We start from the raw sequence: 23771 nt of genomic DNA on the forward strand, positions 1-23771 counted from the left end.
CCACATTTTGGCCCGCAGTTCTGTGCAGAGCACACAGTTTTGGCGGAAAAACCGGCCATTCTGTGAAAATATCTTTCAATTTTACATTTTTGTTTAGAAAAACATTTTCACTATTGTTTTGGTGGGTTTGTACCATTTTGTAATAATTTCAGAAGAGTAAAGCAAGTTTTTCTTTGCATTTCAACATATATCCCACACTTTTGTGCACAATGCACACTGTCATTCTGAAAATTTATGAAAACCATGAATGGACAAAATGAAAATATTTTTCTATAATGGAGCCATCAAGAGCGGCCGCTGGCACGGCAGGCCGCCAACAACGTGAATCATCTTGAATGCGAAGGAGAAACTACTATGAAAAACTGCATTTCCCGCCGTTCGTTCCTGAAGGCCGCTGGCATTCTGGGCGCAGCCGGCGCTCTGGCCGCATGCGGCGGCTCTTCTGCAAGCACCAGCACTGCTGCTTCCACCGCAGGTTCTACCGCTGCAAGCGCAGCTGCTTCTTCCACCAGCATCAAGCTGTGGACATACCCCATCGGCGGCTGGGGCAATGACGAGACCGTTCAGGGTCTGGTTTCCAGCTTCAACGCAAAGTATCCTGACATCAAGGTCACTGTGGAGTATCTGGACTACACCAACGGCGACGATCAGGTGAACACCGCCATCGAGGGCGGCAGCGCACCTGATCTGATCATGGAAGGTCCCGAGCGTCTGGTTGCAAACTGGGGCGCAAAGGGCGTTATGGCTCCGCTGAACGACCTGTGGACCGATGATGCCAAGAAGGACATTTACGAGTCCGTTGAGTCCGCCTGCAAGGACACTGCCGGCAATTACTACGAGTATCCCCTGTGCATGACCGCACACTGCATGGCCGTGAACATGACCAAGGTCAAGGAAGTGGGCGCTGACCAGTACATTGATACCGACAAGCATACCTGGAGCACCGACGGCTTCCTGAAGACCGTTGATGCCCTGTACAACGGCGGTTACGAGAACGTTGCAGCCATCTACTGCGCAGGTCAGGGCGGCGATCAGGGCACCCGCGCCATCATCAACAACATGTACGGCGGCACCTTTACCGATGCAGCCCACACCAAGTACACTGCCGACTCCGCCGAGAACATCAAGGCGATCCAGACCCTGCACGACACCAAGGGCATCAACTTTGACGCTTCCATCGCAGGCGGCGACGAGATCACCCTGTTCCGCAACGGCACCCTGCAGATGGCATTCTGCTGGAACATTGCACAGCAGGCCAACAGCGACAACAATGCCGCCGGTCTGACCAACGATGGCGACGAGATCTTCCCCATGGCCTTCCCCACCGACAGCGGCGACCCGAAGCTGTGCGGCGGCATCTGGGGCTTCGGCATCTTTGATAACGGCGACGAGGCCAAGATCGAAGCAGCCAGGACCTTCATCGACTTCATCGCTGCCGACCCCGATCAGGTCAAGGACAGTGTGCTGGCTTCCACCTACTTCCCGGTCCGCACCAGCGTGGGCGATATCTACGCCGACAACGAGATCATGAGCGAGTACAGCAAGTTCATGGCTTATCTGGGCGACTACTACCAGATCACTCCGGGCTGGGCAACCGCACGTACCGAGTGGTGGAACATGCTGCAGCGCGTCGGCTCCGGTGAGGATGTCGAGACTGCCGTCAAGACCTTTGTGGACAACGCAAACGCTGCCGCACAGGCATAAGCCCATCCACTCTGCCGGGGGCAGATAATTATTGACGCTTCGCCCCTTCCTCGAAGATCCCGACGAGGGAGGGGCTTTATTTGTAAAAAAAAAATCATAACCGAAAGGAACGGTGATTCTCTTGGCTGCAAAAACGGCGATCAAAGAGCCTAAGCGCAGCAGTGCGCTGGTACGGCGCGAGACCTTCGCTTCCTATTGCTTCCTGCTGCCCAGCCTGATCTTCTTCCTGGGCTTCGTCATTTACCCCATGGTGCTGTGCGTGGTGACCAGCTTCTTCGATTCCACCATGAACCGTGCCGACATCTTTGTGGGGCTTGCAAACTATAAGGAACTGTTCACAGACCCCATCTTTCTGGGTGCCTTAAAGAACACCTTCATCATCGTGGTGGTGTCTGTGCCCGTCACCTGCGCCTTCTCGCTGTGGGTCTCCTCTGCCATCGTAGACCTGCCCGAGTGGGCTACCAGCCTTTTCCGTTGCGTGTTCTACCTGCCCGTGGTCACCGGCTCCGTGGCTGTTACCGTGGTGTGGAAGTGGATGTACAACAACTACTACGGCATCTTCAACTATCTGGGCAAGACTCTGGGCCTCATTGACAAGAACATCAACTGGCTGGGCGATGAGCGCTTTGCTCTGGGCTGCATCATCCTGATCCTGCTCACCACCTCTGTGGGCCAGCCCATCGTGCTGTACGTTTCCGCTCTGGGCAATGTGGACCAGTCCATCGTGGAAGCCGCAGAAGTGGATGGTGCCACCGATTTCCAGTGTTTCTGGAAGATCAAGTGGCCCGCCATCATGCCCACCACCCTGTACATTCTGGTCATTACCACCATCAACTCCTTCCAGTGCTTTGCGCTGATCCAGCTGCTGACTTCCGGCGGCCCCAACCACAGCACCGATACCATCATGTACTACATCTACTACACCGCCTTCAAGCTGTACCGCTACGGCTACGGCAACGCAATGGGTGTTGTGCTGGCAGTCATCATCGCCATTCTGTCGGCTGTTCAGTTCAAGCTGGGCAACCAGGATAATTAAAGGAGGTGCCGGACAATGAGTGCAAATGCCGCTGCAAAAAAGCAAAAACCGTTGAAGCGTCACCCCAGCAAGCTCAAGAGAATGAGCGCCTACATGATCCTGACGCTGATCCTCATCAGCATCGTTGCGGTGCTGTTCGCCTTCCCTCTGTACTGGATCATCACCGGTTCCTTCAAGACCGGTGCCGCCATCAACGCCACCACCCCCGAATGGTGGCCCAGCCAGTGGGTGCTGACAAACTATCAGAAGCTGTTTTCCGGCAAGAGCGCCCCGCTGTGGCAGCTGGCTGTGCCCTTTGGCTCCAAGTTCAGCGCTAACGGCGAGCCCATCTACTTCTCGGTAGGCCCCACCGCTCCCGCTGCCATCCGCTGGATGATCAACACCGTGTTCATGGCCGTCATGTCCATGATCCTCACCTGCATCACAGCCGCCATGGCCGGCTATGCACTGGCAAAAAAGCGCTTTGTAGGCCGCAAGCTGCTGTTCACCCTCATCGTGTGTGCAATGGCTCTGCCCAAGCAGGTCATTCTGATTCCCCTGCTGCGCGAAATGAGCAGCCTGAACCTGTACAACACCATCTGGGCCGTCATCTTCCCCATCGTGGGCTGGCCCTTTGGTGTGTTCCTGATGAAGCAGTTCAGTGAGGGCATCCCCACTGAGATGCTGGAAGCGGCCCGCATCGACGGTGCAAGCGAGGCCAAGACCTTTATTGACATCGTGCTGCCCATGGTCAAGCCGGGCATCGGTGCACTGGCCATTTTTACCTTCATCAACAGCTGGAACGACTACTTCATGCAGTTGATCATGCTGTCCAGCACCAGCAACCTGACCATCTCGCTGGGCATTGCAAAGCTGCAGGCTGAGAACAGCACCGACTTTGGCCTGATCATGGCAGGTGCCGCACTGGCTGCTGTGCCTATCATCATCATCTTCCTCATTTTCCAGAAGTACTTTACCAAGGGCATCGCAATGGGTGCTGTTAAGGGCTAAAATCCCGACCGCCGCCTGCGGGCAAAGACTTCCCCCGGCCGGGGGAAGATGTCGCGCAGCGACAAAAAGGGGCATGCAGGGAGGGATTTTTGGCGCAGCGGTCTGCAAGACGCAAGGCCCGCCCAAGGGCCGAAGCGGATGCAGGGCACCGCAAGAGGGCGCTGATGCCGCTGCCCGGAACAGAAAGCGTACGAGCTTGATGCAAAACCATTTCATCTGTATTTATTACTATTTTTAAAGAAGGGTTTGGAACATGAAAGATATCAAAAAATATCAGGGTGTCATCCCCGCCTTTTACGCCTGCTACGACGCAGAGGGCAATATTTCCACCGAGGGTGTCAAGGCCCTTACCCGCCATCTGATCGCCAAAGGCGTCAAGGGCGTGTATGTAGGCGGCTCCTCCGGCGAGTGCATCTACCAGCACGTGGATGAGCGCAAGGCCGTTCTGGAAGCCGTGATGAGCGAAGCCAAGGGCAAGCTGACCGTCATTGCGCATGTCGGCTGCAACAATACCGCCGACAGCGTGGAGCTGGCCCGCCATGCCGAGAGCGTGGGCGTGGATGCCATTGCATCCATTCCTCCCATCTACTTCCACCTGCCGGAGTACGCCATTGCAAAGTACTGGAACGATATGTCCGCTGCTGCTCCCAACACCGAGTTCGTCATCTACAACATCCCGCAGCTGGCAGGCACCGGCCTGACCATGAGCCTGCTGAAGGAAATGCTCAAGAACCCCAATGTAGTGGCTGTGAAGAACAGCTCCATGCCCACGCAGGACATCCAGATGTTCAAGGATGCCGGTATCGCCGCCCGCGGCGAGGGGAATTTTGTGGTGTTCAACGGCCCCGATGAGCAGTTCGTTTCCGGCCGCGTCATCGGCGCAGACGGCGGCATCGGCGGCACCTACGCCGTCATGCCCGAGCTGTATCTGGCCATGAACGACCACATCAACAAGGGCGAGATCGAAGCCGCCCGCGCCATCCAGTACGATGCCGACCGCATCATCTACAAGATGTGCGAAGCCCACGGCAACCTGTACGCCGTGCAGAAGGAGATCCTGCGCCGGATGTACGGTCTGGAGCTGGGCGGCGTGCGTGAGCCGATGCCCGGCCTGATTCCGGAAGATGAAGCCATCGTGGCCGAAGCACAGGCCATGATCGAAGCTGCCATCGCAAAGCTGTAAAATTGAAGCAGCGTCCCTCTCCGTCTCTTTTCAGAGGGGAGAGCGGGCGCTTGTTTTTGGAGGGACGTTTTATGATCTGTGATACCCTGCAGCACCTGACGCGCTACAAGGGCCTTTGCAAAAATCTCGACACGGCCATTGATTACCTGCTGACCCACGACCCTGCCAGCCTGCCTCTGGGCCGCACCGAGGTGGATGGCGAGGAAGTATTCATCAACACGATGGATGCCACGCTCCATTCGGACGATGGCTACCACCCGGAATATCACAAAAAGTACGCCGACCTGCAGCTCGACATCACCGGCAGCGAGGGCTGGGGCTTTACCACAAATCCCGGCAGGGAGATCGGCGATTTTACCGGCGACTGCGGTTTTCAGGACAGCGCCAGTGTCGTGACCGGCACACTGGGCGAAGGACGCTTTGTGCTGTTCTTCCCCACGGAGCTGCACAAACCCGGCCTTGTACAGCACGGCTGCGTGGGCGTGCGCAAGGCTGTTGTAAAGATTCGGATGGAGGATTGAACGATGGATAAGGAAAAGCTGTTTGCTCAGATCAAGGGTGGTCTGATCGTCTCCTGTCAGGCACTGGAGACGGAGCCCCTGTACACGAAAGAAGGCGGCGTGATGCCGCTGATGGCAAAAGCCGCCGCCATGAGCGGTGCTGTGGGCATCCGTGCCAACACCGTGCGCGACATTACCCAGATCAAGCAGGTGGTGGATCTGCCGGTCATCGGCATCATCAAAAAGGACTACCCCGGCACGCCCATGTACATCACCGTTACCATGAAGGAAGTGGACGAGCTGGTGGAGTGCGGCGTGGACATTCTTGCCGTGCAGGGCACCGGTGCCCTTCGCCCGGACGGCTCCACCTCCGCCCAGTTCATCCGCACCATCAAGGCAAAGTATCCCGACCAGCTGGTGATGGCCGACTGCGACAACTTTGAGAACGCCATGGCCTGCGCCGAAGCCGGTGCCGACTTTGTGGGCACCACCATGCGCGGCTACACCCCGGAGACCAAGGGCATTGACGATATCGACTTTGATTTTGTCCATAAGCTGGCCGCAGAGTGCCCGGCAAAGGTCATTGCCGAGGGCCACATCCACTACCCGGAGCAGGCGGTCAAGGCGCTGGAAGCTGGTGCATTCGCACTGGTGGTGGGCGGTGCCATCACCCGCCCGGCAGAGATCACGGCCCGCTTTACCGGTGCCATCAACGCCGCAAAAAAGTAAAATGGAGTGTGCCGGATGAAACAGTATTTTGGCATTGATATCGGCGGCACAGCCGTCAAGCTGGGCATCGTGGATGAGACCGGCAGGGTGCTGCTCAAGGGCGAAGAGAGCGTCAGCTTTGACGGCTACCAGACGCCTGTTCTCACCACCGTGCGCAGGGCCGCAAAGGAGTTTTTGACCGCAAATTCCATCCCGGTGGAAAGTCTTGCGGGCATCGGCGTTTCGGCCACCGGTCAGATCGACAGCCGCAAGGGCATCGTAGCCGGTACCTGCGGCAACTTCCCCAATTACATCGGCAGCCCTATCAAGTCTGCGCTGGAAGAGGACTTCGGCCTGCCAGTCACAGTGGCCAACGACGCCAACTGCATGACACTGGGTGAAGTGTGGGTCGGCGCTGCACAGGGCTATACGGACGTGATCGGTGTGACCCTTGGCACCGGCGTGGGCGGCGGCATCCTGACCGGAGGCCATTTGTTAGAGGGCGCGCGGGGCCTTGGCGGTGAGCTGGGCCACTACCGCACCCATGCACTGGACGGTGTGGACTGTACCTGCGGCGCAAAGGGCTGCTGGGAACGCTACGCTGCCACCACCGCGCTGGTGCGCGCCGCACAGGAAAAGAGCCCCGATTGGAAGGATGGCCGCGCCATCTTTGCCGCAGCCGAAGCAGGCAACGAGACAGTTCTTGCCCTGCTGGACCACTGGACGGACGAGATCGCACAGGGCCTTGCAGGCATGGTGCACATCTTCAACCCGCAGCTCATTCTGATCGGCGGCGGCGTGAGCGCGCAGCAGAAACTGCTGATCGAACCCATTGCCGCAAAGGTGAAAGCATCGGTCATGCCCGCCTTTGCAGAGGGACTGGAAGTGCGCGCCGCTCAGCTGCACAACGATGCCGGTATGGTGGGCGCAGTGTACTACTTCCGGCAGACCATGGAAAAGGAGTAATCATATATGAAAACACATATCCTCTGTCTGGGCGATTCCAACACCCACGGCTACTGTGCCGACCCGAACGACTGCGCCGACCACGGCATCCGCTTCAATGAAGAGGAGCGCTGGACCTGCCGCCTGCAGAAGGCGCTGGGCGACGAATACCTTGTGACCGAAGAGGGACTTTCCGGCCGCACCACCGTATTTGTGGACCCCATCCACGAATCCATGGATGCCCTCAGCGTTATCTATGCCCTGCTCAAGAGCCATGAGGTCATCGACCTGCTCATCATCATGCTGGGCACGAACGATGTGAAGGAGCGCTTTGGTGCCAATGCCGCCTGCATTGCTGCGGGCATGGAGCGGCTGATCCTCAAAGCCAAGAGCGTGGACTGCTGGGGCACCAAGCAGCCCAACATTCTGGTGGTGGCACCTCCTCCCATCGGCGCAGGCTTCCACGACGCTGTGATGGGCGATGGCTGTGTGGAAAAATCTGCCGGTGTAGCCGGGCAGCTCCGCATCATCTGCGAGCGGCAGGGCGTGCACTTCCTCGATGCAAAGGACTGCGAGTTCAACAAGGTGGATTTCATGCACCTGACCCGCAAGGGCCACGCACAGCTGGCGGAGCTGCTGGCAAAAGAAGTGCCGGGCCTGATCTGAGCACGATTTTAAATGCTCTCCGCTTCGCTCTGAGCATCTTTAGCGGAAATACTATTTTTTATTAGAGCAATACCGGACAGACTGCGGTCTGTCCGGTATTGCATTTTTCACGGAAGGGATCATGACCGCAAACAGCATCGGCTCAATTCATCTTGTAAATACCGTTAAAATCGGCTATACTTTCCGCAGAAAGAACCATTGAAAGGAACTGTGCCATGCCTGAACTTTTAAAAGCGCCTGTCACCCCTGCTCAACAGGCAAGAGATGCCCTTTTAGGTGCCCTTGTGGGCCTTGCAAGGGCCACCACCAACGAGCCCAAAACGGACGACACCGACGAGGTGCTGAACGCCGGTCTGCGCCTTGCCGCGCAGCCGGATGCACCGGAGGAAAGGCTGCAGCGGATGCTTGCCATCGTCCAGACTGAAAAGCACCGCGTTGCCCCGGGCTGCGCCACCTGTGCCATGCCCTGCGGCAACACGAACGATTACGATTTTGTCCGCCTGTGGGCTGCGCCCGAGAGTATCCGCACCCTCAAGCTGCAAATGCTTTCTGCCGCGTTTGCGCTGGCCCAAAAGCGCCCGCAGGGTCAGGCGCAGGCCGCCGTTTATCAGCTGCTGTTCACCCTTGCCGAGGACTGGGACGAGGAGCTTCTCACCCCTGTTGTGCAACACGCCGAGGAGCTTTGCCGGGAGTAAATCCGGGCCGGAAAGCCGCCGCTTTTACCCGCCGGGTTTGTAGCGGGAGCGTTCCCGGCGCAAACCAGAAAGGTCCGCCCTTTTTGCGTGTTTTTGTGGCAGTTCCGTAATACTGTTGCATCAAAATGCATTCCAGTGAGTTTCACACCCGATTTCCTGCCTTTTTCCGAAAGTTTTTTGCAAAAAAGACTTTACAAACCATTTCTAAAAACTTATTATATAAGTAATATATTTCATGGAGCCAATGCTGTGCAGCCCCCTGTGCAGCATTCAAATACGATCAAGGAGGGGTTTATCTATGCCCGAAAAGAAAAAGACCGCAGCGGCTGCTCCTGCTGTGGAAGCTCCTGCCGCTGAGGCCAAGGAGTCTAAGACCCGTAAATCTGCCAAGGCCCCTGCACGCCGCGGCCGTCCCCCGCTTGCACCGGAGCTGTACGTGGAGTTCAGCGGCAAGCAGTATAACGTGACCGATATCATCGACCGTGCCAAGGCCGATTACCGAGCTACCCACAAGGTTGGCGTGCAGTCCTGCAAGGTATACGTCAAGCCCGAGGAAGACGCTGCCTATTACGTGATCAACAAAGTCTCCGGCAAGCTGGAGCTGTAACTTTTCCTGTCTTCTTTTCTCCTGCTGCAAAGCACTCCGCACCTGTTTTGCGGCAGGTTGTCCGTTCCCACACAAGGCTCCATTTTAAACCGTAAAAAAGCTGCCCTGCATCCAAAAATGCAAGGCAGCTTTTCATTTTACATCAAACCATCTTTTCCAGAACGGATAATGCTGGATCACGGGGTCCGGGTCCGGGATCTCGAACACATAGCGCTCGGTAGCGTTGATCACGGTGGTCTTGCCGCGGGTGCATACGCGCGGCAGCTTTGCATCATAGTTCAGGTGCACATGGCCGTGCACGAACCACTGCGGCTCGTATTCATCCATCAGATCATTGAAGCACGCAAAGCCCTTGTGAGCACGATCCGTGCTGTCGTTCAGGCCAGCCGCCGGGGAGTGGGTGAGCAGCAGGTCGATGCCGCCCACATGATGGGCCTTGCGCCAGAGTTTGCGCACACGGCGGCGCATTTCCCTTTCCGTATACTGGAAGCTGTCCTCCCGGTTATTGTAGCGGATGCTGCCGCCCAGTCCCATAATGCGCAGGCCCTTCCACACATACACGCTGTCGTCCACACAAATGCATCCGCCAGGTTCATTTTCCCTGTAACTGCCGTCGTGGTTGCCGTGGACATACAAGATGGGCGCAGCCGTAAAGTTCGTAAGATATTCCAGATACTTCTGCGGCAGATCCCCGCAGGAAAGGATCAGGTCGATGCCTTCCAGATGTTCGCGGGTACCGTAGTCCCACAGTGCTTTAGAGGGCACATCCGAAATTGCAAGAATTTTCACATCGGTTTGCTCCGTTCTCTCTCGGCCTGAGGGCCGCTTATTTCACAAACCCTTTCAGGGTATTGAGGCCGTTGATTGCCATAAGCACATGCGTTTTTACATCCAGTTCATCGTAGTGCGGCAGCGCACCTTCCACGCATTCGTCCAGCCAGTCCATCTCCATCAATTCCTTGGGACTGTAGACCACGGCCTCCGGCGAGTGCAGCACATGCCCCTGCGCGTACAGGTCTTCCGGGAAGATGCGCAGGTTGTTCTCGCTCAGCATCTTTTCCATCAGGTCCAGCAGCTGTAAAGTGCCTGCGGGCAGGTCTTTGCTGTAATTGATCTCCTCTGCGCCGCTGCTCATCCCCCACCAGTAATTCACGGCTCTGGCTCCCGCTGCATCGCTGTCCCATGCACCGTCAAAAATGGAACGGATGATCTCGATATAAAACGTATCCCACCGCCACACGGGCAGGCCCAGCGGCTGCAAACTGCCGTCCGGCATGCGGCGCACAAGGCCGTAATCCCGGTGGGTGCCTTCCGGCTCGCGGTTATCGCGGGCATAGAAGATCTCCACATCCTGCCGGTCGGAGAAATCCAGCGGGTGCGCCGGGTCCGGCAGGCAGGCCCAGCGCAGCACCACCTTTGCGTCCGGGCGCACGGTCTTCAGGCCCTGCGCATAGGCGTTTACTGCCGCCGGGATGCCGTACACCGGGTTTGCCGCCACATAGCCTACGCGGTCGGTCTTGGTCAGTACACCGGCCAGAATGCCCAGCAGATAGGTCACTTCATACGTGCGGGGATAGTAGGTGCGCACCAGCGGATGCGGCGCGTTGAGCGAGCAGTTCAGGATGCGGGTCTTGGGGTGCTGGGCCGCCACCTTCAGGCAGGCGGTATGCATCCGGGCACTTGAGGTGAACACCACGTCGGCATTGTCGTGAGCCACATCCTCCAGCACCTGCTCCGCGTCCACCTCGGGCTCGATGTTCTCTTTGCGGGTGATGAATACCCGGTCCGGGAACGCCTGCTGCAGCGCTTCGATGCCCTTGTCGTGGGCGCGCACCCATGCGCTGTTTTCGGCGTTGTGCTCGTGCAGGAACACCACCTTCAGCTCGCTGGGCTTTGTAAAGATGTTCAGCTTTGCCAGCAGCGGTTCGCCGGGGCCCTGCTTCGGCTCCAGCGAAAGGGCCACGGCCTGCGGCTCGGTGAGCACCTTCACCTCATCCCACAGCTTTTCCAGATTCTGCTTCATCTGGCTGGGCGTGCTCTCGCAGGCATCCGCGTAACGGTAGACCGACAGATACACCAGCATAGCATCGCCGGCAGTCAAATTCAGTCCGCCGCCGCCCAGAGCCAGAAACTGCTGGCGGAACATGGTATAGAAGGAGGAAAAGCTCAGCCGGTCATCATCCGTCCAGCTTTCACCGCTGGCCTTGCACACCAGCGTCTGCAATTTTGCGTAACCTCCCAGACGGGAGAAATGCACATCGTTGACCTTGGAGAGCTTGTAAAAATCCAGAAATTCGTAGTAGATACGGTTTTCCAGACTGTCGTTCCGTTCCGGGACGAGCCGCGTGACCGTGCCCGCGATCCTGACCGCATCAAAATACTTGAGCACCGATACCCGCTTGTTGCCTTCCTGCACATAGAATTTGTTCAGGAACTCGTAGGCGATAATGGGGGTGTGGATGCCCTCTTCCAGATGTGCATCGCAGAGGTTCGACCACTTGCCTGCAAACTCGGTGTCCGGCTCCAGCAGGGGCATAAAGTTCGGTGCAAAGGCGGTGTGACGGCCGCTGGTCTTTGTGCCGACGATGCTTTCCGCCGGGATCTCCACAAGGCCCAGCGGCTCCTGCGCCACGATGTTCACATTGACCAGAATATCGTCCAGCACCGCCAGATACGGCGACTGGCCGCGCGCCACGCAGGCGCGGTAAGCACGCTGGCCGCTCTTCAGTGCGTTCTTGTAATCTTCCAGCATAGTTGCTCCTTTTTCTCATCTGCAATGCGCTGCAGCCAGCTGCCGCAGCGTCCTTCTTTAGTATACCATGAAATTTGATTTTATGGGAGGATTTTCCGCACAAAAGAGTTGATTTATCCTGCAGTTTCAGGTACGATAATAGAAAGCAAACAATGATAGGAGCATTCTTTCCATGCAGACCGAACAGATCCCCGTACTCAAGGCCGACGAATATCCCGGCGGCATCTGGTATTACGAGCCGCATACATATCAGCCTTACCGTTACGTACTGGGCCGCGTTGGCACCCACCCGCTGGTATGCATCGGCATCAACCCCAGCACCGCCCAGCCCGGTGCGCTGGACCCCACCTTGAAAAGTGTGGAGCGTCTTGCCGCCGCCAACGGCTTTGACAGCTGGATCATGTTCAACGTGTATCCCCAGCGCGCCACCGACCCTAACGATATGGACCGTGTGCCGGACCGCGCCCTGTGTGACGAAAACCTGCGCTGGCTCAAAGCCGTTCTGGCCCAGACCGAACCCACCATGTGGGCAGCGTGGGGCACGCTGATCGAAAAGCGGGACTATCTGCCCGGCCTGATGCGGGAGATGGTGGCCCTGACGCGGGAGCGGGAGATTCCGTGGGTCACCTTTGGCAAGCGCAGCAAAAAGGGCCACCCCCACCACCCGCTGTACCTGCGCAAGGATTCCACCCCGGAACCCTTTGATGTGGAAAATTATCTGGACACCTGCTTTTAATTTTTCAGGTGCCCGATGCGGAGGGATCTTTTTTGACCGCAGAACATTATCACGCCCTGCACAGCTGGATGGATGCCCACCCCACAGCCAAACGCTGTGTGGTGGCACTGGACCGCTGGCTGCCGCTCATCCCTTTTGTATGTTATCCGGTGCTGCTCTGCCTGCTGAACGTCCGGCTGTTTCGGCTGCTGGGCAGTCAGCGTCAGGCCGCGCTGGACCTCACCGCCGTCATTGCGCGGACGGTGTTCGTGCCGGGGCTCACCTTCTGGGGCGGCACCATCCTGCGGGACAGGCTGAACCTGCCGCGTCCCTATGAACAGCCCGGCTTTGAACCGCTGCGGCACAAGGAGACCCGGGGGCACTCCTTCCCATCCCGCCACGCGCTGAGCGCTTCCGTGCTGGCCATGGTATGGATGTATTTCTACCCGAAGGCGGGCTGGGTGATGGTGGGCATCACGGTGCTCATCTGTGTTGGCCGTGTGCTGACCGGCGTGCACCATATCCGCGATGTCGTGGGCGGAGCCACGCTTGGCTTTGCTTTGGGCTTTGCGGGCATGTGGCTGCTGTAAAGCAGTGCTTTGCGGGCTTTCAAAAAAGAAAAAAGATTTTTGCATTTTTTGCTTGACAGAATGGGGCCTGTATGGTATTATACTTCTCGCAGCGTGTGCCGACACACAGCTGCCGCCATAATGGAACCCATGGGATTACAACGTGCGCCCGTAGCTCAGGTGGATAGAGCAACTGCCTTCTAAGCAGTGGGCCGGGGGTTCGAGTCCCTTCGGGCGCATCTATGTGGTGCCCATAGCGTAGTCGGTTAACGCGCCAGATTGTGGATCTGGAGACCGTGGGTTCGAGTCCCACTGGGCACCCCACCAAAAATCCGCTGATGCTTTGCATCGGCGGATTTTTTATTTGGTGGGCGTGCTCAGTGGGACTCGAACAAGGCGGCTCTGACGCATCAGCGGCAGAGCAACCAACAGCCCAGTGGGCTGTTGGTTAGCCTGCGGGTTCCATTCCTTAGGAATGTCTACCGGGGAACCTTCTGCCGCTGTTCAAAACAGCGGATTTTTTTATTTGGTGGGCGTGCTCAGTGGGACTCGAACAGCACACCATTATTTTCTGCTAAAAAAGCATGTGCAGAACACCTCTGGCCGGAACGGCTCCTGTGTGCTCTGCACATGCTTTTTATTGTTTGGTATCCACCCGAACGGTCAGCGCCTCATCTGCTGCAGGATCTGTGCGATCTCTGCGCTGGAATAGCCATCCTGCCGCAGTGCGGTGCTGATGCTGGTATCGCTCTTGCCCTGGCTGCGCATCAGCATGGCCATGTAGGGCACCGTCACATTCCGGGAGGTGTCACTGCCCAGACGGGTGGCAGTGCCCGTGCTGCGGTTGGCTGTACCGGAGGACGTACTGCCCGTGCCAGTGCCGCCAGTCTTACTGCCTGCCGCCGTGCTGCCAGCGCGGCTTGCTTTCTGCGCTGCATTGGACTTTTTCAGGTTCCACTCGCCCAGTGCGATGTTCAGCTTCTGGCTTGTGACATCGTTGTTGAATTTCTGCTGGTTGAGTTTGTCCTGATACTCCCGCTCGCTCGTCTCGTTCTCGTAGCGCTGCTGGTTCAGGCTGTCCTGATACTGACGCTCCTGCAGCTTCTGGTTCCACTGAGTGTCCGCACGGTTTGCCTCGTACTGACGGTTGCCGGAGTAGATGTTGTAGCCGGTATTCAGCAGGCCGCTCAGCATGGAGCCAACGCCCGTGGTGCCGCTGAGAACGATCTGCACCGCATCGCCCAGCACACCCAGCACGGTCATCACATTGCTGAACACCTGCTGGCGGCGTGCTGCCTGCTGCTGTTCCTGCGCGGAGTAATAATCGTGCAGGGTGCCCAGCTGGCTCAGATAATCCTGATACGCGCTGTAGTCCTGCGCATAGGCGTTGTTGTATGCTTCGCCCTTCTGCTGCAGCTGAGTGTAGTAGTCCGAGAGCTTGTTGTTGTACTGCTGCTGGGCATCCTGTTCGCTGTTGTTCAGCTGATCCAGCTGGCTCACCAGCTCGTTGCCGCCGCTGGTATACGTATCCAGTGCCAGACTGTACAGCGTGGGGATGGCGCTGCTCAGCGCACCGATCTGCTGCTGATACGCCTGCTGGGCGGCGCTCGTGGCATAGCTGGAGCCATAACCGCCGGTCAGGGCTGCAGCCTGCGCCGCAGCATCTGCGCTGGCGTTGTGGGCGTTCTGCAAATAGTTCTGCTCGTACTGGCGGTAGAGCGGATCCTTGGTGTAGCTGTACTGGAAGCTCTCACGCTGCAGCAGCTGGTTCAAAAGCTGATCGATCCGCTCCTGATAGCTGCTCTGATAATCGCCCGGGCGGTTTGCCTGCCACTCCTTCAGCGCATCTGCAGCATCCGTCACGGTCTGGCTGGGCTTGTAGCTGGAATTTGCCAGCGCGTTTTCCACCTCCGAGCGGCTGTCCAGTCCCGCTGCCGAATAGCCGCTCTGCACGGCAGGCTGGCCGCTGCCCTCCGTCTGCGCCTGCACAGCGGCAAGCGCTTCGTCCTTTTTCTTTCTGTTTGCCATATATGATCCTTTCCTTATAAATTCTGCAGTTTCGTGCGCATCTCGTCGGACATGTTCTCAACGTCCAGATTGCTCAGCACATACTGCAGCTGTTCCTGCATCTGGTACAGGTAGCTGCGCAGGGCGCGGGCATCCTCCGGGTCCATGTTCTCGCTGAGCTTGGGCAGGCCGATCTTGTTAATGCCCATCACGCTTGCCATTCGTCACACCTCCCCGCCTGCAATGCCGCCCTTGGCAGCGGCCATTGTTTTTGCAATGCTGCGCAGGGTGATCTGTCCCCTGCCCTTCAGGCGCAGCCGCAGGGTGCCGTGCCTCCGGGGCACGAACGGCAGATCAAAGCTGCGCCGCTTGTCCTGTGCTGTCAGGCTTGCCACCGTCTCCCATGGGCCGCCGTCATAGCTGGCGGCCACCTCCACCGTACTGCTGCACTCGGCATCCAGCCGCAGCGTCAGTCGGGAAAGATACCGGTCCTCGGCCCCGTCCAGCCCAATGTCACCAGTGGTCAGCTCAAAGTTCAGCTTTTCCTCCACACCGTCGGTGGCCTGCCAGTCCGCTTCGCGGCTGGGATCTGCGGCCCACAGTGCCTGCCCGTCCCACAGATAAAGCTGTCCGCCGGTGCTGGTCATCTCGTAGGAGCACACGTTTTCTTCGCTCCAGAGCGCGCGCTCGGTATCGTACACCAGCAGCCTTGCCGTATTTTCGCCTGCCGCCGTGCGGGCCACATGCAGGTAATAGCGGCCATCCAGCGCACTGCCCACCGCGCTCTGCACATTGGCCAGCCGGCCCGAATCCAACGCGCCGGACACTTTTGTTGGAATGCTGCCGTCCCATGCCATCACACCGTCCGGCGAAAGATAATAGAGCGTCTCGTTCAGCACACACAGGCTGCGCGCCGCGTTTTTGGCAACGCCCCGGCAGCGCAGCGAGGTGAGCTGAAAATCCGAAGGCTTGGAGCCATAGAGCTTGTGCAGTGTGTTCTCCTTAAAGAACAGCGCATAGCCCATGCATGTGGCCGCGCCGGTAAACGCACCATCGCTGCCCACCGTCACTGCGTAGCTGTCTGCCGCAATGCCCCGGTAGGAAAACCAGTTGGTGGGGTCGCCTAAGCGGCAGGCATAGATCACGTTTTCCTTGCTGCTGCAGCCCCATACCCGGTTGTCGCACTCGGTAACGTAGTCCAGATCCGGCACGCGGCGTTCCATCCGCACCGGCGTGCTCACCGCAAAGCTGCGTGTCTCCTTGCCGTCCAGGCTGGTCCACTGGGCGCTCTCTGCGCTCTGCACCAGCGTGCCGTAAACATGATCTCCCTCCGGGCTTACCCGCACGCGCAGCCCGTTTTCCAGCACATCGTAAACTACCAGATCCCCGTCCAGCTTTGTCCACATGCCAGCCTGCTGTGCTGCCGTGCCCTGCACGGTCACGGTGTCCCACTGGGCAAATAGCCTCTGCGCGCCCGCCGCTGTGATGCGGCAGTATTCCAGCGGCACTGCCGTCCAGCTGCCGGAGGATGCGCTGTACTCTTCCAGTGTGCTGGTGCTGGCCCATGGGTGCTCCTCGTCCTCCACCTTCAAAAAGAGCTGTCCGTCTGCAGGCTTCTCCGGTTCCTCCTTGCCGTAACCGCTCACCTCGTAGGCCTTGCCCGCGGCATCGCAGGGTGCAAACTGCACGCTCTGTCCCTCTGCCTGCCATACAGCTCCCAGTGCCGAAACACTTCCGTCCGCTGTATCAAAGGCTACCTTGTCCGGGAAGATCAGGATTTTTGTACCAATGCCCACCAGTGCCTTTTTGCCGTCGGTCACTGCCTCGGTGCAGGTCACTGGGTTCGCGCCGTCGGCATCCGGCGTGTAGATCAGATCCTTCCCGCAGACGGTCAGCAGCCCGTTCAGGTGATACATGCCGTTCAGCCCGGTCAACTCCCTCAGCTTGCGGCGCGGCTTGCGGGTGCTCAGCGCCGGGAAATCCCGGGCAGAAAAATTCACGCCCGCGCTGTACTCTGCTTCCGAGCAGGCATAGGTCTCGTTCAGCCCGCCGAATACCCGCACAAGACTGCGGCTGTTCTGCAGCTTCGCTCTGTTTGCCAGAACCATGCTCTCACCTCCTTACCAGCGCCACTGGGCACCCGTCAGGGTCGGGTAGCTGCGCCGCAGCCACGCCGCCAGATCTGCCAGCAGACTGTTGTACTGGGCCTGCTCCCCGACGTAGCGGTCGGTCTCACCAAGGGCCGCATCGGTCATGGCACACAGATAATGCGGATACAGCGCATCAAAAGGTGCCGGTGCCAGCAGCACATCGTCGTCCTGCAGGCTGTCGTCCCATGCAAGGTCTGCGCCCACATCGTCGTATGCATCTGTGATGCTGTTTTTAAAAAAGCGTTCCCGCAGCATCGCGTCTGCTTCCTTCAGCCACGCCTGCCGGGTGGCCAGCGCAATGCGGCTGCCCGGGCGCAGCTCTTCGGCGCGTTCCAGCGCCTGTCCTACGGTCATATGCTCACTCTCCTTTTTATAAAGGCCCGGCCGGGCAGGCTCCCCAGCCGGGCTTTTTGTCTGTTTCGGGTTTACTGGGCGGCGTTTTCTGCCGCCGCAATGCGGGCGGCGGTCAGCTCATCCTGCATCTGGCTGTGCTCCAGCACCTCGGCCACTTCGGGCGGCACTTCCACCTCCACGCCGCGGCGGATCTTATAGTTCACACCGTTCACGCTCACGAACAGATCGCCCTTGTAGCGGCTGTTATCCTTGAACAGCCGGATGCGCACATTTTTCTTTTCAGCCATGGCTCACGCCTCCTCAGTTTGCAGCAGCGGTGGCGGAATAGCTGGACGCACTTTCAATGCGCACCATGTACTGCTCCACCAGACGCTCTGCCGCACGCATGCCCTTCCAGCCCACGGAAGCGCGCTGGTTCAGCGGGTCGTCGCCGTAGCCCAGCTGCTTGACGATGTGCTCCAGACCGCCGCCTTCCAGCTCGGTCACGCCGTAGGCGTGGGCACCCAGCACCAGCGTGCCGAACACAGCCAGACCGTCCGGGCAGGTGGAATCCTTCCAGATCTTGGCCTCGCTGGTCTCGATGAAGCGGATGTTGCCCAGCTTGCCGATCTCGCCGCGGAACATGGTGTCCGGGTCTGCGTACTTGTGCACCTCAATGAACTCCTTGCTGGTCTTCAGGTCGTAGGCAGCGTAGGGGTGGATGATGGCAATGTAGCTGTCGCCGATGGGGTCGGCGTTCATCGCGCCCAGCTGCGCCGCTGCCTGAAAGAACAGCTTCGGGGTCAGGGTGCAGGTCTTGTCCAGTGCCTTGCGGCTGGCAACGGCAGTCTCGGTGCCGCCTGCGGCCAGCTTGGGCGCATAGATCACATTGGTGCCGCCCGCCAGCACATCGCGGGTAATGCTGTCCATGGTGCGGCCTGCCTGACTTGCCAGCACACGGGTGGCCTGCACCACATTGTTGTCAATGGCGGTCATCTGCAGCACGTCGGTCAGCGGAGTCCAGCCGCCGTACTGGTGCAGATCGCTGGTGATGGTGGTCACATTCAGTGCCTGACCGTTCGGGGTCACGCCCTCGGTCAGCGGAGTGGATGCCTTGGGCAGGCTGTCGTACTTGCGGAACTCAATGGTCTTGCCGCCGTTCTGGGGCACAGGGTAGTAGTCCGCAAACTGGTCGTGCACCAGACGCGGCTCTGCCTGATCGATCAGGCGCTTCTCGTAGAAGGTCTTCATCTCTTTCGACATGGTAGCGGTGGTGTTCAGGTTTTCCGCAAACAGCTGGATGTTGAAATTCTTGTTCATGCTCATATTCCTTTCTCTTGTAAAATATTCACAATTCGATCTGTGCTCCGTGGAGCACACGGCGTTCCAGTGCTTCTCGCTGGGCGCGGGTCATGCTGGCTACATCCGGGCGGACGGTAGCCGCGCCGCCGGGCCGGATGCCGTTTTCGGTGGGCCGTGCGGCCCGCTGCTGAATGCGTTCCACCACGCCCTGCTCCACAGCCTGCGCTGCAGTGCGCAGGTTTTCGTCGTAGTGGGCCAGACGGTACGCATCCCGCACCCTCATGCCGGGCAGCTGCATCAGGCGGCGCATCTCCGGGCTGCGCAGCTCGTTCTGCAGATCAAAATCCGGCTGGCTGCGGCGCATGGCCGCTTCCTCTGCCGCCCAGCGGGCATGCAGGCTGTGCACAGCAGCCTGTGTGCTGCGGGCAAAGCTGGACAGCGGCGGCAGTTCCGGGCGCTGCACAGGCAGTTCCTGCCGGGGCTTTTCCGGCTGCAGCTCTACGGTTTTCTCTGCCGAGGCCTGCGGCACAGCGGGCGCTTCTTTTGCTTTGTCCGGCTTCATGGTGCCGGAGGCCACCGCCTGCCGGGTCTGCGCTTCGCTCAGGGCAGGGGGAGCGGCTTCTCCCTCTGCAAAGAGCTGTAGCATAAAGGTTCCCCACGGGTTGCGGCTCCCAGCGTCCACTTCGTGCCTTGAGCGGCACTCGTGTTCTGCTGGCCGCTGCCCCAGCCTCGGCTCCCTGTTTCCGCCGCAGGCGGCGGTCGCCTCCGCTGCAAACAGCTGCAGATCCATCATGCTCTCCTTTCCTCTGCGGCTCACATCTGCAAAGCGGACATTCTCCGGGTAGCGTTCGGCCAGCAGCACAAAGCAGGCTTTGGCCAGCTCAAAGGCACCGCGCACCCATTCTTCGCAGGGCGCATCCACGCTCACTGCCAGACGCGGGCCGTCCGGCTCATCAAAGGCTTCGCTGTGGGCGTTCTCTTCCCCGGCCAGCAGGTACACAAGGCCCTGCATCACGGTGCTGGCTCCTGCACAAACGATGTCCTGCCCGGCAGGCGCATAGCCTGCATGACCGGCAGCTTCCAGCCGGCAGCTCAGCCCGGCGGGGGTATCCATCTCGCTGTAACAAACTTTCATCATAAAATTCACCTCCTTTTTAATGGATGTTCATGGCACGTGCAGCGGCGGCCACCGGCAGGGCATTGCCAAGGCCCGCCAGCTTTACCGCCTGCCCGTCCTTCTGCGCAGACGCACCGCCTGCACTGCGGGCCGGTTCGTCAGGCCCGGTGCCCTGCTGGGCGATCACCGCCGCCATCTGTGCCATCTGCTGCTGCATCCTAGCCAGCTGCTGGGCAAGGGTGCCGTTCTGCCGCACCCTCTGGCGCACCTTCTCAATGCCTTCAAAATCCATCATTTCCAGTGCCGCAAGGGCGGCATCGGCATTTTCCGGCTTGAAAAATCCCAGCTGATAGCACTCCTTGGCCGTCTCGTTCTGGGAAAGACGGCTGAAGGTGCTCTTCTTGGCGGCGCTCACCACGATGTCAAAGATCGGCTCCCGGCTGCCCAGTTCCACGCCGCCCACGCTGCCGCCGGGCACCGCCCGCAGCGCCTGCGCCGAGAAGGGCACGAACCGGCTCTCGCCGCTTTCGCCCACGATACGGAATACCCGCTGCTCGTCGTAGAACTGGCGCATCAGCTCGATGATGAGATAGCACTGCTTTGCAAAAGCACGGTAGGCGCTCTTGAGCATATCGCGGCTGAGTTTGCTGCCTGCCTCCTGCAAGGCCGCAATGGCGCTGGCTGCGGTCACACCTCCGGCAGTGCCGCCCTGCGTCATGTCCCGGTTGCCGCTGATCTCCTTCAGCTCTTCAATGCGGCTCTGGCGGTAACTCAGGCTGTTGCCCTGCAGGCCCGCCGTCTGCAGCGGACGAAAACTGTCGTCGTTGAGCCGTCCCACCACATGCACGATGTCCCGGCTGAAATCGGCCAGCTCTTCCTCGTTGACCCCTGCCGTGTCGCTGAGCACATACCGCTGCTTTGCACTCAGCAGCACGTTCTCATCCATGGCATGGTTCATCTTGTCAATGGCCGTCTGGCAGTCCTTCATCACATCGATGTAGCCAAAGCCCGCCGGGCTGTCCTCCTCCACGAACAGCGGGTCAAATACAAAGGGGTACTGCCCGTGGTCATACAGGCCGCTTTCTGCCAGCGCCGGGTCGTTCTGGCTGGCGTACAGCACCACGCCGTTGCAGAACTTGCAGTAGTGCAGCACCATGCGCCCCGTTTCATCCGGGCGCTTGTAGTACCAGTCCACCACCACGCTCTTGGAGCTGGTGTCCTGCCCTTCATCGTGGATGTATCGGGGCACGTCCAGCACGCTGGCGGTGTGTCCTGCCAGCTGCGGGTACTGCGCGCACAGCCGGGCCGTGTCCTCAAGGCTCAGGCTAAAAAAGTCCGGCGATGCCTGAATATCCGCCACGCCCGGCTCCCAGTAGAGCATCAGCAGGTTCACGCTGCGCACCGCAATGTCGCCAATGCCGCCGCGCATTGCAGGGTCCCAGAAGATGCCGGTCACGCCGGTGCCCTGTTTGAGCTTGCGCCACCAGCAGTCGCTGTACACCTGCTCGTAGTCGGCCTGTTCCAGCACCACCGGCAAAACGCTGGAAAGTGCCCGTGCGGTGTCCTCGTCATCTGCCTCTCGGGGCAGCACGTTCGGTTCCGGGTAGTTGTCCATGGCATCGGCGTGCTTGTTGGCAATGCTGTTGAACAGCCACCCGCTGGAAGGCTGGGCCTTGCCGGGCATCATGGGGTTCTGGTAGTTCTTCCAGTGGCCCATGCGGAACCACAGCTCGTTATCCACAATACGCTTGTCCAGCGCGGCCTTGCCCGCCTTGTACCGCTGCAAGGTCTGTATGGCCTCGGCCACCTGTGCTTCACCCACGGGCAAAGCTTCGTTCTCGTAATCGTCCATTGCGTTTCTCCTTTAAATTCTGTAAAATCTTGCCCGCTTGTGCAGGTTCAGCGGGTCGTCGGGCATGGGCGGCGCAGCACAGCGCACCGGCGGGCTGATAGGGTTCTCCATCAGCACATAGCGGCACTCGTCGTAAATGTGATCCTCCTGCCGGGTGTCGATGTCCTCCACGTTGCTTTCGTCGTACACAAGGTTCGGGATCGTGCGGATAAAGTGCTTGCAGGTATTGAACACCTGAAACATCGGCCTGCCGTCCGCATCAAAATTCAGCCGGTAGTGGAACTGCATCTTGCCCGCAAGCCGGGTGTTGTCGCCGGGGGACCAGCGCAGGAAGTTCGGGCTGCGCTCCATCATAGCGGCAATGCTCTCGCCGCGGCTCTCATCAAAGATGGCCGGATCGGCAATGCCGTGGATCACCCTGCCGCGCAAAAGCGGGTCGTTCTGCTCTGCCTCCCGGATGCGCCGGGCCTGTTCCACCGGGTCGATGCGCAGGCCCTCGTTCGGCCTGCCGGTGCAGCCGTACAGCTCCTTGATGCGGTACAGCCGCCCCTCCTCGTCCGCTGCGTACCACCCCACCGAGAACGGCTTGGAAAAGCCAAAGTCGAACCCGCGGTAGATCTGCCAGTGCTTCGGGATGGTGAACGGTGCGATCACATGGGTCCAGCGCTGGTCTTCGTAGCGGGCCGGGTCGTTGCGCCATTCGGTAAACACCTGTCCGGAAAAGCTGTCCCAGCTGCCGTAGAGCAGCGCCTGCTTTTCTGCTTCCGGCATACTGGCAAGGCTTGCAAGGTAGCCGGGGTCGTTTGCCAGCAGGGCGGGGTTATCAAAAATGCTGGAAGGGATGAACACCCGCGCCCGCTGCAGCTTCTGTTCGGTGCCGTCCGGCAGCTTTACCGTGTATTCCTCGGTGATAGGCGTGCCGGGCGGTGCGGGCGTGATGAACCGTGCCTTCACCCACCCGTGGCCGATGCCGCCGGGATTGGTGGTGGCCCGCATGTACACCCGGGTGCCCGGGCCGGTGGGACGGTTGCGGCTCATCATGTAGCTGTACTCTTCCCATTCAAAGTGGGTCAGCTCGTCAAAGCCGATAAAATCGAAGGCCTTGCCCTGATAATTGGTACGGTCCTTGGTGTACTGCATGGAGCCAAAGTAAATTTTTGCCCCGCTGGGGAAGTTCCACACATGGGCCGTGGCGTTGTACTGTGCCTGCGGGAACGCCCTGTGGTAGTACACCTGGCTCTTGTCCACCAGATCAGAAAGCTGCGGGTAGGTCTTGCGCAGGATCAGCGCCCGGTAGTGCGGAATATGCACCTGCCGCAGCGCTTCGATCACCAGCGCGTCGCTCTTGCCGCCGCCTGCTGCACCGCCGTACAGCGCTTCCGGTTCCGAGCGGCTCATAAATTCGGCCTGCCGCGGCTGGGGCCGCCAGACCACCGGCACTCTTGCTTGTACAATGCTCATGGTTCTTCCTCCACCGTCGGCAGCAGCACCACGCCGCACTCCGCTCCTTCTGCCTGTGCCCCCTGATCGTTCAGGGTCTTGGCTACACCGGCCAGATCCTTGAGCACCGCCGTGGCCTCCTTGAGGTCTTTCATGGTGCCTGCTCCCGATGCGCCTTCCTTTTTTGCCGCCTTCTGCCGGGCATTCAGTTCCCGCACCTGCTGTGCCAGCAGGGTGCTCAGGGTGTCCGTGGCTCGGCTCAGGCTGGCCAGCCCTCTGGCCTGTTTTGTCTGCCCCATGGTGTTGGGTATCAGCTCCTTTCCGCCCTGGTGTGCTGGGCTATGGCAAAAGGATACCACTGGTGCTGCTTTCCCAACAGTGTGCACTTTTACAGGGCCATAACGTATATTTTAAATTCAAAAATCCGATTCGTATACTTTTGTCCCTTGTAATTCATCGCTGTTTCGTATCTTTTCAAAAGCAGTGTTTTTTCTCCATCA

General features: G+C 59.2%; 24 protein-coding genes and 2 tRNA genes. 14 read left to right on the forward strand and 12 right to left on the reverse strand.

From position 1 onward, the window contains the following. Positions 1-354 precede the first annotated feature (354 nt). The 10 genes from J3348_RS04000 (at position 355) to J3348_RS04045 (ending at position 9034) form a co-directional block, all read left to right on the forward strand. On the forward strand, positions 355-1704 hold the full coding sequence (locus J3348_RS04000; protein WP_120080885.1) for an ABC transporter substrate-binding protein: 1350 nt from the start codon (positions 355-357) through the stop codon (positions 1702-1704). A 112-nt stretch (positions 1705-1816) separates the two neighbouring features. Beyond that, the gene (locus J3348_RS04005) at positions 1817-2740 is read left to right on the forward strand and encodes a sugar ABC transporter permease (protein ID WP_005944588.1); all 924 of its coding nucleotides are present in this window, start codon (positions 1817-1819) and stop codon (positions 2738-2740) included. Between the two features lie 15 nt (positions 2741-2755). After that, a complete protein-coding gene (locus tag J3348_RS04010) occupies positions 2756-3730 on the forward strand; it encodes a carbohydrate ABC transporter permease (protein WP_005944590.1) in 975 nt (324 codons plus the stop codon). Between the two features lie 253 nt (positions 3731-3983). Then, positions 3984-4913, forward strand: coding sequence for a dihydrodipicolinate synthase family protein (locus tag J3348_RS04015; protein ID WP_207698363.1), 930 nt, complete (start codon positions 3984-3986; stop codon positions 4911-4913). Between the two features lie 71 nt (positions 4914-4984). Further along, positions 4985-5434, forward strand: coding sequence for a YhcH/YjgK/YiaL family protein (locus J3348_RS04020; protein ID WP_005944594.1), 450 nt, complete (start codon positions 4985-4987; stop codon positions 5432-5434). A 3-nt stretch (positions 5435-5437) separates the two neighbouring features. Beyond that, a complete protein-coding gene (locus tag J3348_RS04025; protein WP_207698364.1) occupies positions 5438-6142 on the forward strand; it encodes an N-acetylmannosamine-6-phosphate 2-epimerase in 705 nt (234 codons plus the stop codon). Between the two features lie 15 nt (positions 6143-6157). Next, positions 6158-7087 carry an ROK family protein gene (locus tag J3348_RS04030; RefSeq protein WP_207698365.1) on the forward strand — a complete coding sequence of 310 codons (930 nt, stop codon included), beginning with the start codon at positions 6158-6160 and terminating at the stop codon, positions 7085-7087. A 6-nt stretch (positions 7088-7093) separates the two neighbouring features. Next, on the forward strand, positions 7094-7732 hold the full coding sequence (locus J3348_RS04035) for a GDSL-type esterase/lipase family protein (protein WP_097775091.1): 639 nt from the start codon (positions 7094-7096) through the stop codon (positions 7730-7732). 215 nt (positions 7733-7947) lie between these two features. After that, positions 7948-8427, forward strand: coding sequence for a hypothetical protein (locus tag J3348_RS04040; protein WP_097775090.1), 480 nt, complete (start codon positions 7948-7950; stop codon positions 8425-8427). A gap of 298 nt (positions 8428-8725) precedes the next feature. Continuing rightward, positions 8726-9034, forward strand: coding sequence for a DUF6465 family protein (locus tag J3348_RS04045; RefSeq protein ID WP_005944609.1), 309 nt, complete (start codon positions 8726-8728; stop codon positions 9032-9034). 132 nt (positions 9035-9166) lie between these two features. Here the strand turns inward: J3348_RS04045 and J3348_RS04050 are convergent, their stop codons facing one another. Both J3348_RS04050 and J3348_RS04055 read right to left on the reverse strand, forming a co-directional pair. After that, a complete protein-coding gene (locus J3348_RS04050; RefSeq protein ID WP_097775089.1) occupies positions 9167-9823 on the reverse strand; it encodes a metallophosphoesterase family protein in 657 nt (218 codons plus the stop codon). Positions 9824-9860: 37 nt separating this feature from the next. Further along, a complete protein-coding gene (locus J3348_RS04055) occupies positions 9861-11786 on the reverse strand; it encodes a BMP family ABC transporter substrate-binding protein (protein ID WP_207698366.1) in 1926 nt (641 codons plus the stop codon). Between the two features lie 172 nt (positions 11787-11958). Here J3348_RS04055 and J3348_RS04060 point away from each other — a divergent pair, with 172 nt between their 5' ends. The 4 genes from J3348_RS04060 to J3348_RS04075 all read left to right on the forward strand — a co-directional run bounded on the left by J3348_RS04060 (position 11959) and on the right by J3348_RS04075 (position 13394). Next, positions 11959-12522: a DUF1643 domain-containing protein gene (locus tag J3348_RS04060; RefSeq protein ID WP_207698367.1), complete on the forward strand. Its 564-nt coding sequence runs from the start codon at positions 11959-11961 to the stop codon at positions 12520-12522. A gap of 32 nt (positions 12523-12554) precedes the next feature. Beyond that, on the forward strand, positions 12555-13091 hold the full coding sequence (locus J3348_RS04065) for a phosphatase PAP2 family protein (protein WP_242702875.1): 537 nt from the start codon (positions 12555-12557) through the stop codon (positions 13089-13091). A gap of 144 nt (positions 13092-13235) precedes the next feature. Further along, positions 13236-13309, forward strand: a tRNA-Arg gene (locus J3348_RS04070). Between the two features lie 8 nt (positions 13310-13317). Further along, positions 13318-13394: transfer RNA gene (locus J3348_RS04075), tRNA-His, on the forward strand. 339 nt (positions 13395-13733) lie between these two features. Here the strand turns inward: J3348_RS04075 and J3348_RS04080 are convergent. The 10 genes from J3348_RS04080 to J3348_RS04125 form a co-directional block, all read right to left on the reverse strand. Next, entirely contained in the window at positions 13734-15098 is a 1365-nt protein-coding gene (locus J3348_RS04080) for a cell envelope biogenesis protein TolA (RefSeq protein ID WP_207698368.1), read from the reverse strand. Positions 15099-15112: 14 nt separating this feature from the next. Next, a complete protein-coding gene (locus tag J3348_RS04085; protein ID WP_005944623.1) occupies positions 15113-15298 on the reverse strand; it encodes a hypothetical protein in 186 nt (61 codons plus the stop codon). 3 nt (positions 15299-15301) lie between these two features. Next, positions 15302-17185, reverse strand: coding sequence for a hypothetical protein (locus J3348_RS04090; RefSeq protein ID WP_097776398.1), 1884 nt, complete (start codon positions 17183-17185; stop codon positions 15302-15304). Positions 17186-17197: 12 nt separating this feature from the next. Then, the gene (locus J3348_RS04095; RefSeq protein WP_005944627.1) at positions 17198-17581 is read right to left on the reverse strand and encodes a hypothetical protein; all 384 of its coding nucleotides are present in this window, start codon (positions 17579-17581) and stop codon (positions 17198-17200) included. A gap of 71 nt (positions 17582-17652) precedes the next feature. Then, entirely contained in the window at positions 17653-17868 is a 216-nt protein-coding gene (locus tag J3348_RS04100) for a hypothetical protein (RefSeq protein WP_097775085.1), read from the reverse strand. Between the two features lie 13 nt (positions 17869-17881). After that, positions 17882-18886 (reverse strand): N4-gp56 family major capsid protein, encoded by a 1005-nt coding sequence (locus tag J3348_RS04105; protein WP_154256053.1) that lies wholly within the window; start codon positions 18884-18886, stop codon positions 17882-17884. A 22-nt stretch (positions 18887-18908) separates the two neighbouring features. Beyond that, complete coding sequence (locus J3348_RS04110; RefSeq protein ID WP_154259007.1) at positions 18909-20000, reverse strand: ribosomal-processing cysteine protease Prp; 1092 nt, start codon at positions 19998-20000, stop codon at positions 18909-18911. 16 nt (positions 20001-20016) lie between these two features. Next, positions 20017-21831, reverse strand: a complete 1815-nt coding sequence (locus J3348_RS04115; RefSeq protein ID WP_207698369.1) for a hypothetical protein — start codon at positions 21829-21831, stop codon at positions 20017-20019. Positions 21832-21843: 12 nt separating this feature from the next. Next, the gene (locus J3348_RS04120; RefSeq protein ID WP_207698370.1) at positions 21844-23292 is read right to left on the reverse strand and encodes a phage terminase large subunit; all 1449 of its coding nucleotides are present in this window, start codon (positions 23290-23292) and stop codon (positions 21844-21846) included. Further along, positions 23289-23570, reverse strand: a complete 282-nt coding sequence (locus J3348_RS04125; RefSeq protein WP_097775081.1) for a chemotaxis protein — start codon at positions 23568-23570, stop codon at positions 23289-23291. The genes J3348_RS04120 and J3348_RS04125 overlap by 4 nt, the downstream gene beginning before the upstream one ends. Between the last annotated feature and the right edge of the window lie 201 nt (positions 23571-23771).

Origin of the sequence: Faecalibacterium sp. Marseille-Q4896 (genome assembly GCF_017377615.1) — a bacterium.
GTDB lineage: Bacteria > Bacillota > Clostridia > Oscillospirales > Ruminococcaceae > Faecalibacterium > Faecalibacterium taiwanense.

What these genes read in the sequence shown, in the direction of transcription:
- J3348_RS04000 (WP_120080885.1), top strand. Translation starts at nt 355, where the DNA reads ATGAAAAACTGCATTTCCCGCCGTTCGTTCCTGAAGGCCGCTGGCATT.
- J3348_RS04010 (WP_005944590.1), top strand. Translation starts at nt 2,756, where the DNA reads ATGAGTGCAAATGCCGCTGCAAAAAAGCAAAAACCGTTGAAGCGTCAC.
- J3348_RS04015 (WP_207698363.1), top strand. Translation starts at nt 3,984, where the DNA reads ATGAAAGATATCAAAAAATATCAGGGTGTCATCCCCGCCTTTTACGCC.
- J3348_RS04020 (WP_005944594.1), top strand. Translation starts at nt 4,985, where the DNA reads ATGATCTGTGATACCCTGCAGCACCTGACGCGCTACAAGGGCCTTTGC.
- J3348_RS04025 (WP_207698364.1), top strand. Translation starts at nt 5,438, where the DNA reads ATGGATAAGGAAAAGCTGTTTGCTCAGATCAAGGGTGGTCTGATCGTC.
- J3348_RS04030 (WP_207698365.1), top strand. Translation starts at nt 6,158, where the DNA reads ATGAAACAGTATTTTGGCATTGATATCGGCGGCACAGCCGTCAAGCTG.
- J3348_RS04035 (WP_097775091.1), top strand. Translation starts at nt 7,094, where the DNA reads ATGAAAACACATATCCTCTGTCTGGGCGATTCCAACACCCACGGCTAC.
- J3348_RS04040 (WP_097775090.1), top strand. Translation starts at nt 7,948, where the DNA reads ATGCCTGAACTTTTAAAAGCGCCTGTCACCCCTGCTCAACAGGCAAGA.
- J3348_RS04045 (WP_005944609.1), top strand. Translation starts at nt 8,726, where the DNA reads ATGCCCGAAAAGAAAAAGACCGCAGCGGCTGCTCCTGCTGTGGAAGCT.
- J3348_RS04055 (WP_207698366.1), bottom strand. Translation starts at nt 11,786, where the DNA reads ATGCTGGAAGATTACAAGAACGCACTGAAGAGCGGCCAGCGTGCTTAC.
- J3348_RS04060 (WP_207698367.1), top strand. Translation starts at nt 11,959, where the DNA reads ATGCAGACCGAACAGATCCCCGTACTCAAGGCCGACGAATATCCCGGC.
- J3348_RS04080 (WP_207698368.1), bottom strand. Translation starts at nt 15,098, where the DNA reads ATGGCAAACAGAAAGAAAAAGGACGAAGCGCTTGCCGCTGTGCAGGCG.
- J3348_RS04085 (WP_005944623.1), bottom strand. Translation starts at nt 15,298, where the DNA reads ATGGCAAGCGTGATGGGCATTAACAAGATCGGCCTGCCCAAGCTCAGC.
- J3348_RS04090 (WP_097776398.1), bottom strand. Translation starts at nt 17,185, where the DNA reads ATGGTTCTGGCAAACAGAGCGAAGCTGCAGAACAGCCGCAGTCTTGTG.
- J3348_RS04095 (WP_005944627.1), bottom strand. Translation starts at nt 17,581, where the DNA reads ATGACCGTAGGACAGGCGCTGGAACGCGCCGAAGAGCTGCGCCCGGGC.
- J3348_RS04100 (WP_097775085.1), bottom strand. Translation starts at nt 17,868, where the DNA reads ATGGCTGAAAAGAAAAATGTGCGCATCCGGCTGTTCAAGGATAACAGC.
- J3348_RS04105 (WP_154256053.1), bottom strand. Translation starts at nt 18,886, where the DNA reads ATGAGCATGAACAAGAATTTCAACATCCAGCTGTTTGCGGAAAACCTG.
- J3348_RS04110 (WP_154259007.1), bottom strand. Translation starts at nt 20,000, where the DNA reads ATGATGAAAGTTTGTTACAGCGAGATGGATACCCCCGCCGGGCTGAGC.
- J3348_RS04115 (WP_207698369.1), bottom strand. Translation starts at nt 21,831, where the DNA reads ATGGACGATTACGAGAACGAAGCTTTGCCCGTGGGTGAAGCACAGGTG.
- J3348_RS04120 (WP_207698370.1), bottom strand. Translation starts at nt 23,292, where the DNA reads ATGAGCATTGTACAAGCAAGAGTGCCGGTGGTCTGGCGGCCCCAGCCG.
- J3348_RS04125 (WP_097775081.1), bottom strand. Translation starts at nt 23,570, where the DNA reads ATGGGGCAGACAAAACAGGCCAGAGGGCTGGCCAGCCTGAGCCGAGCC.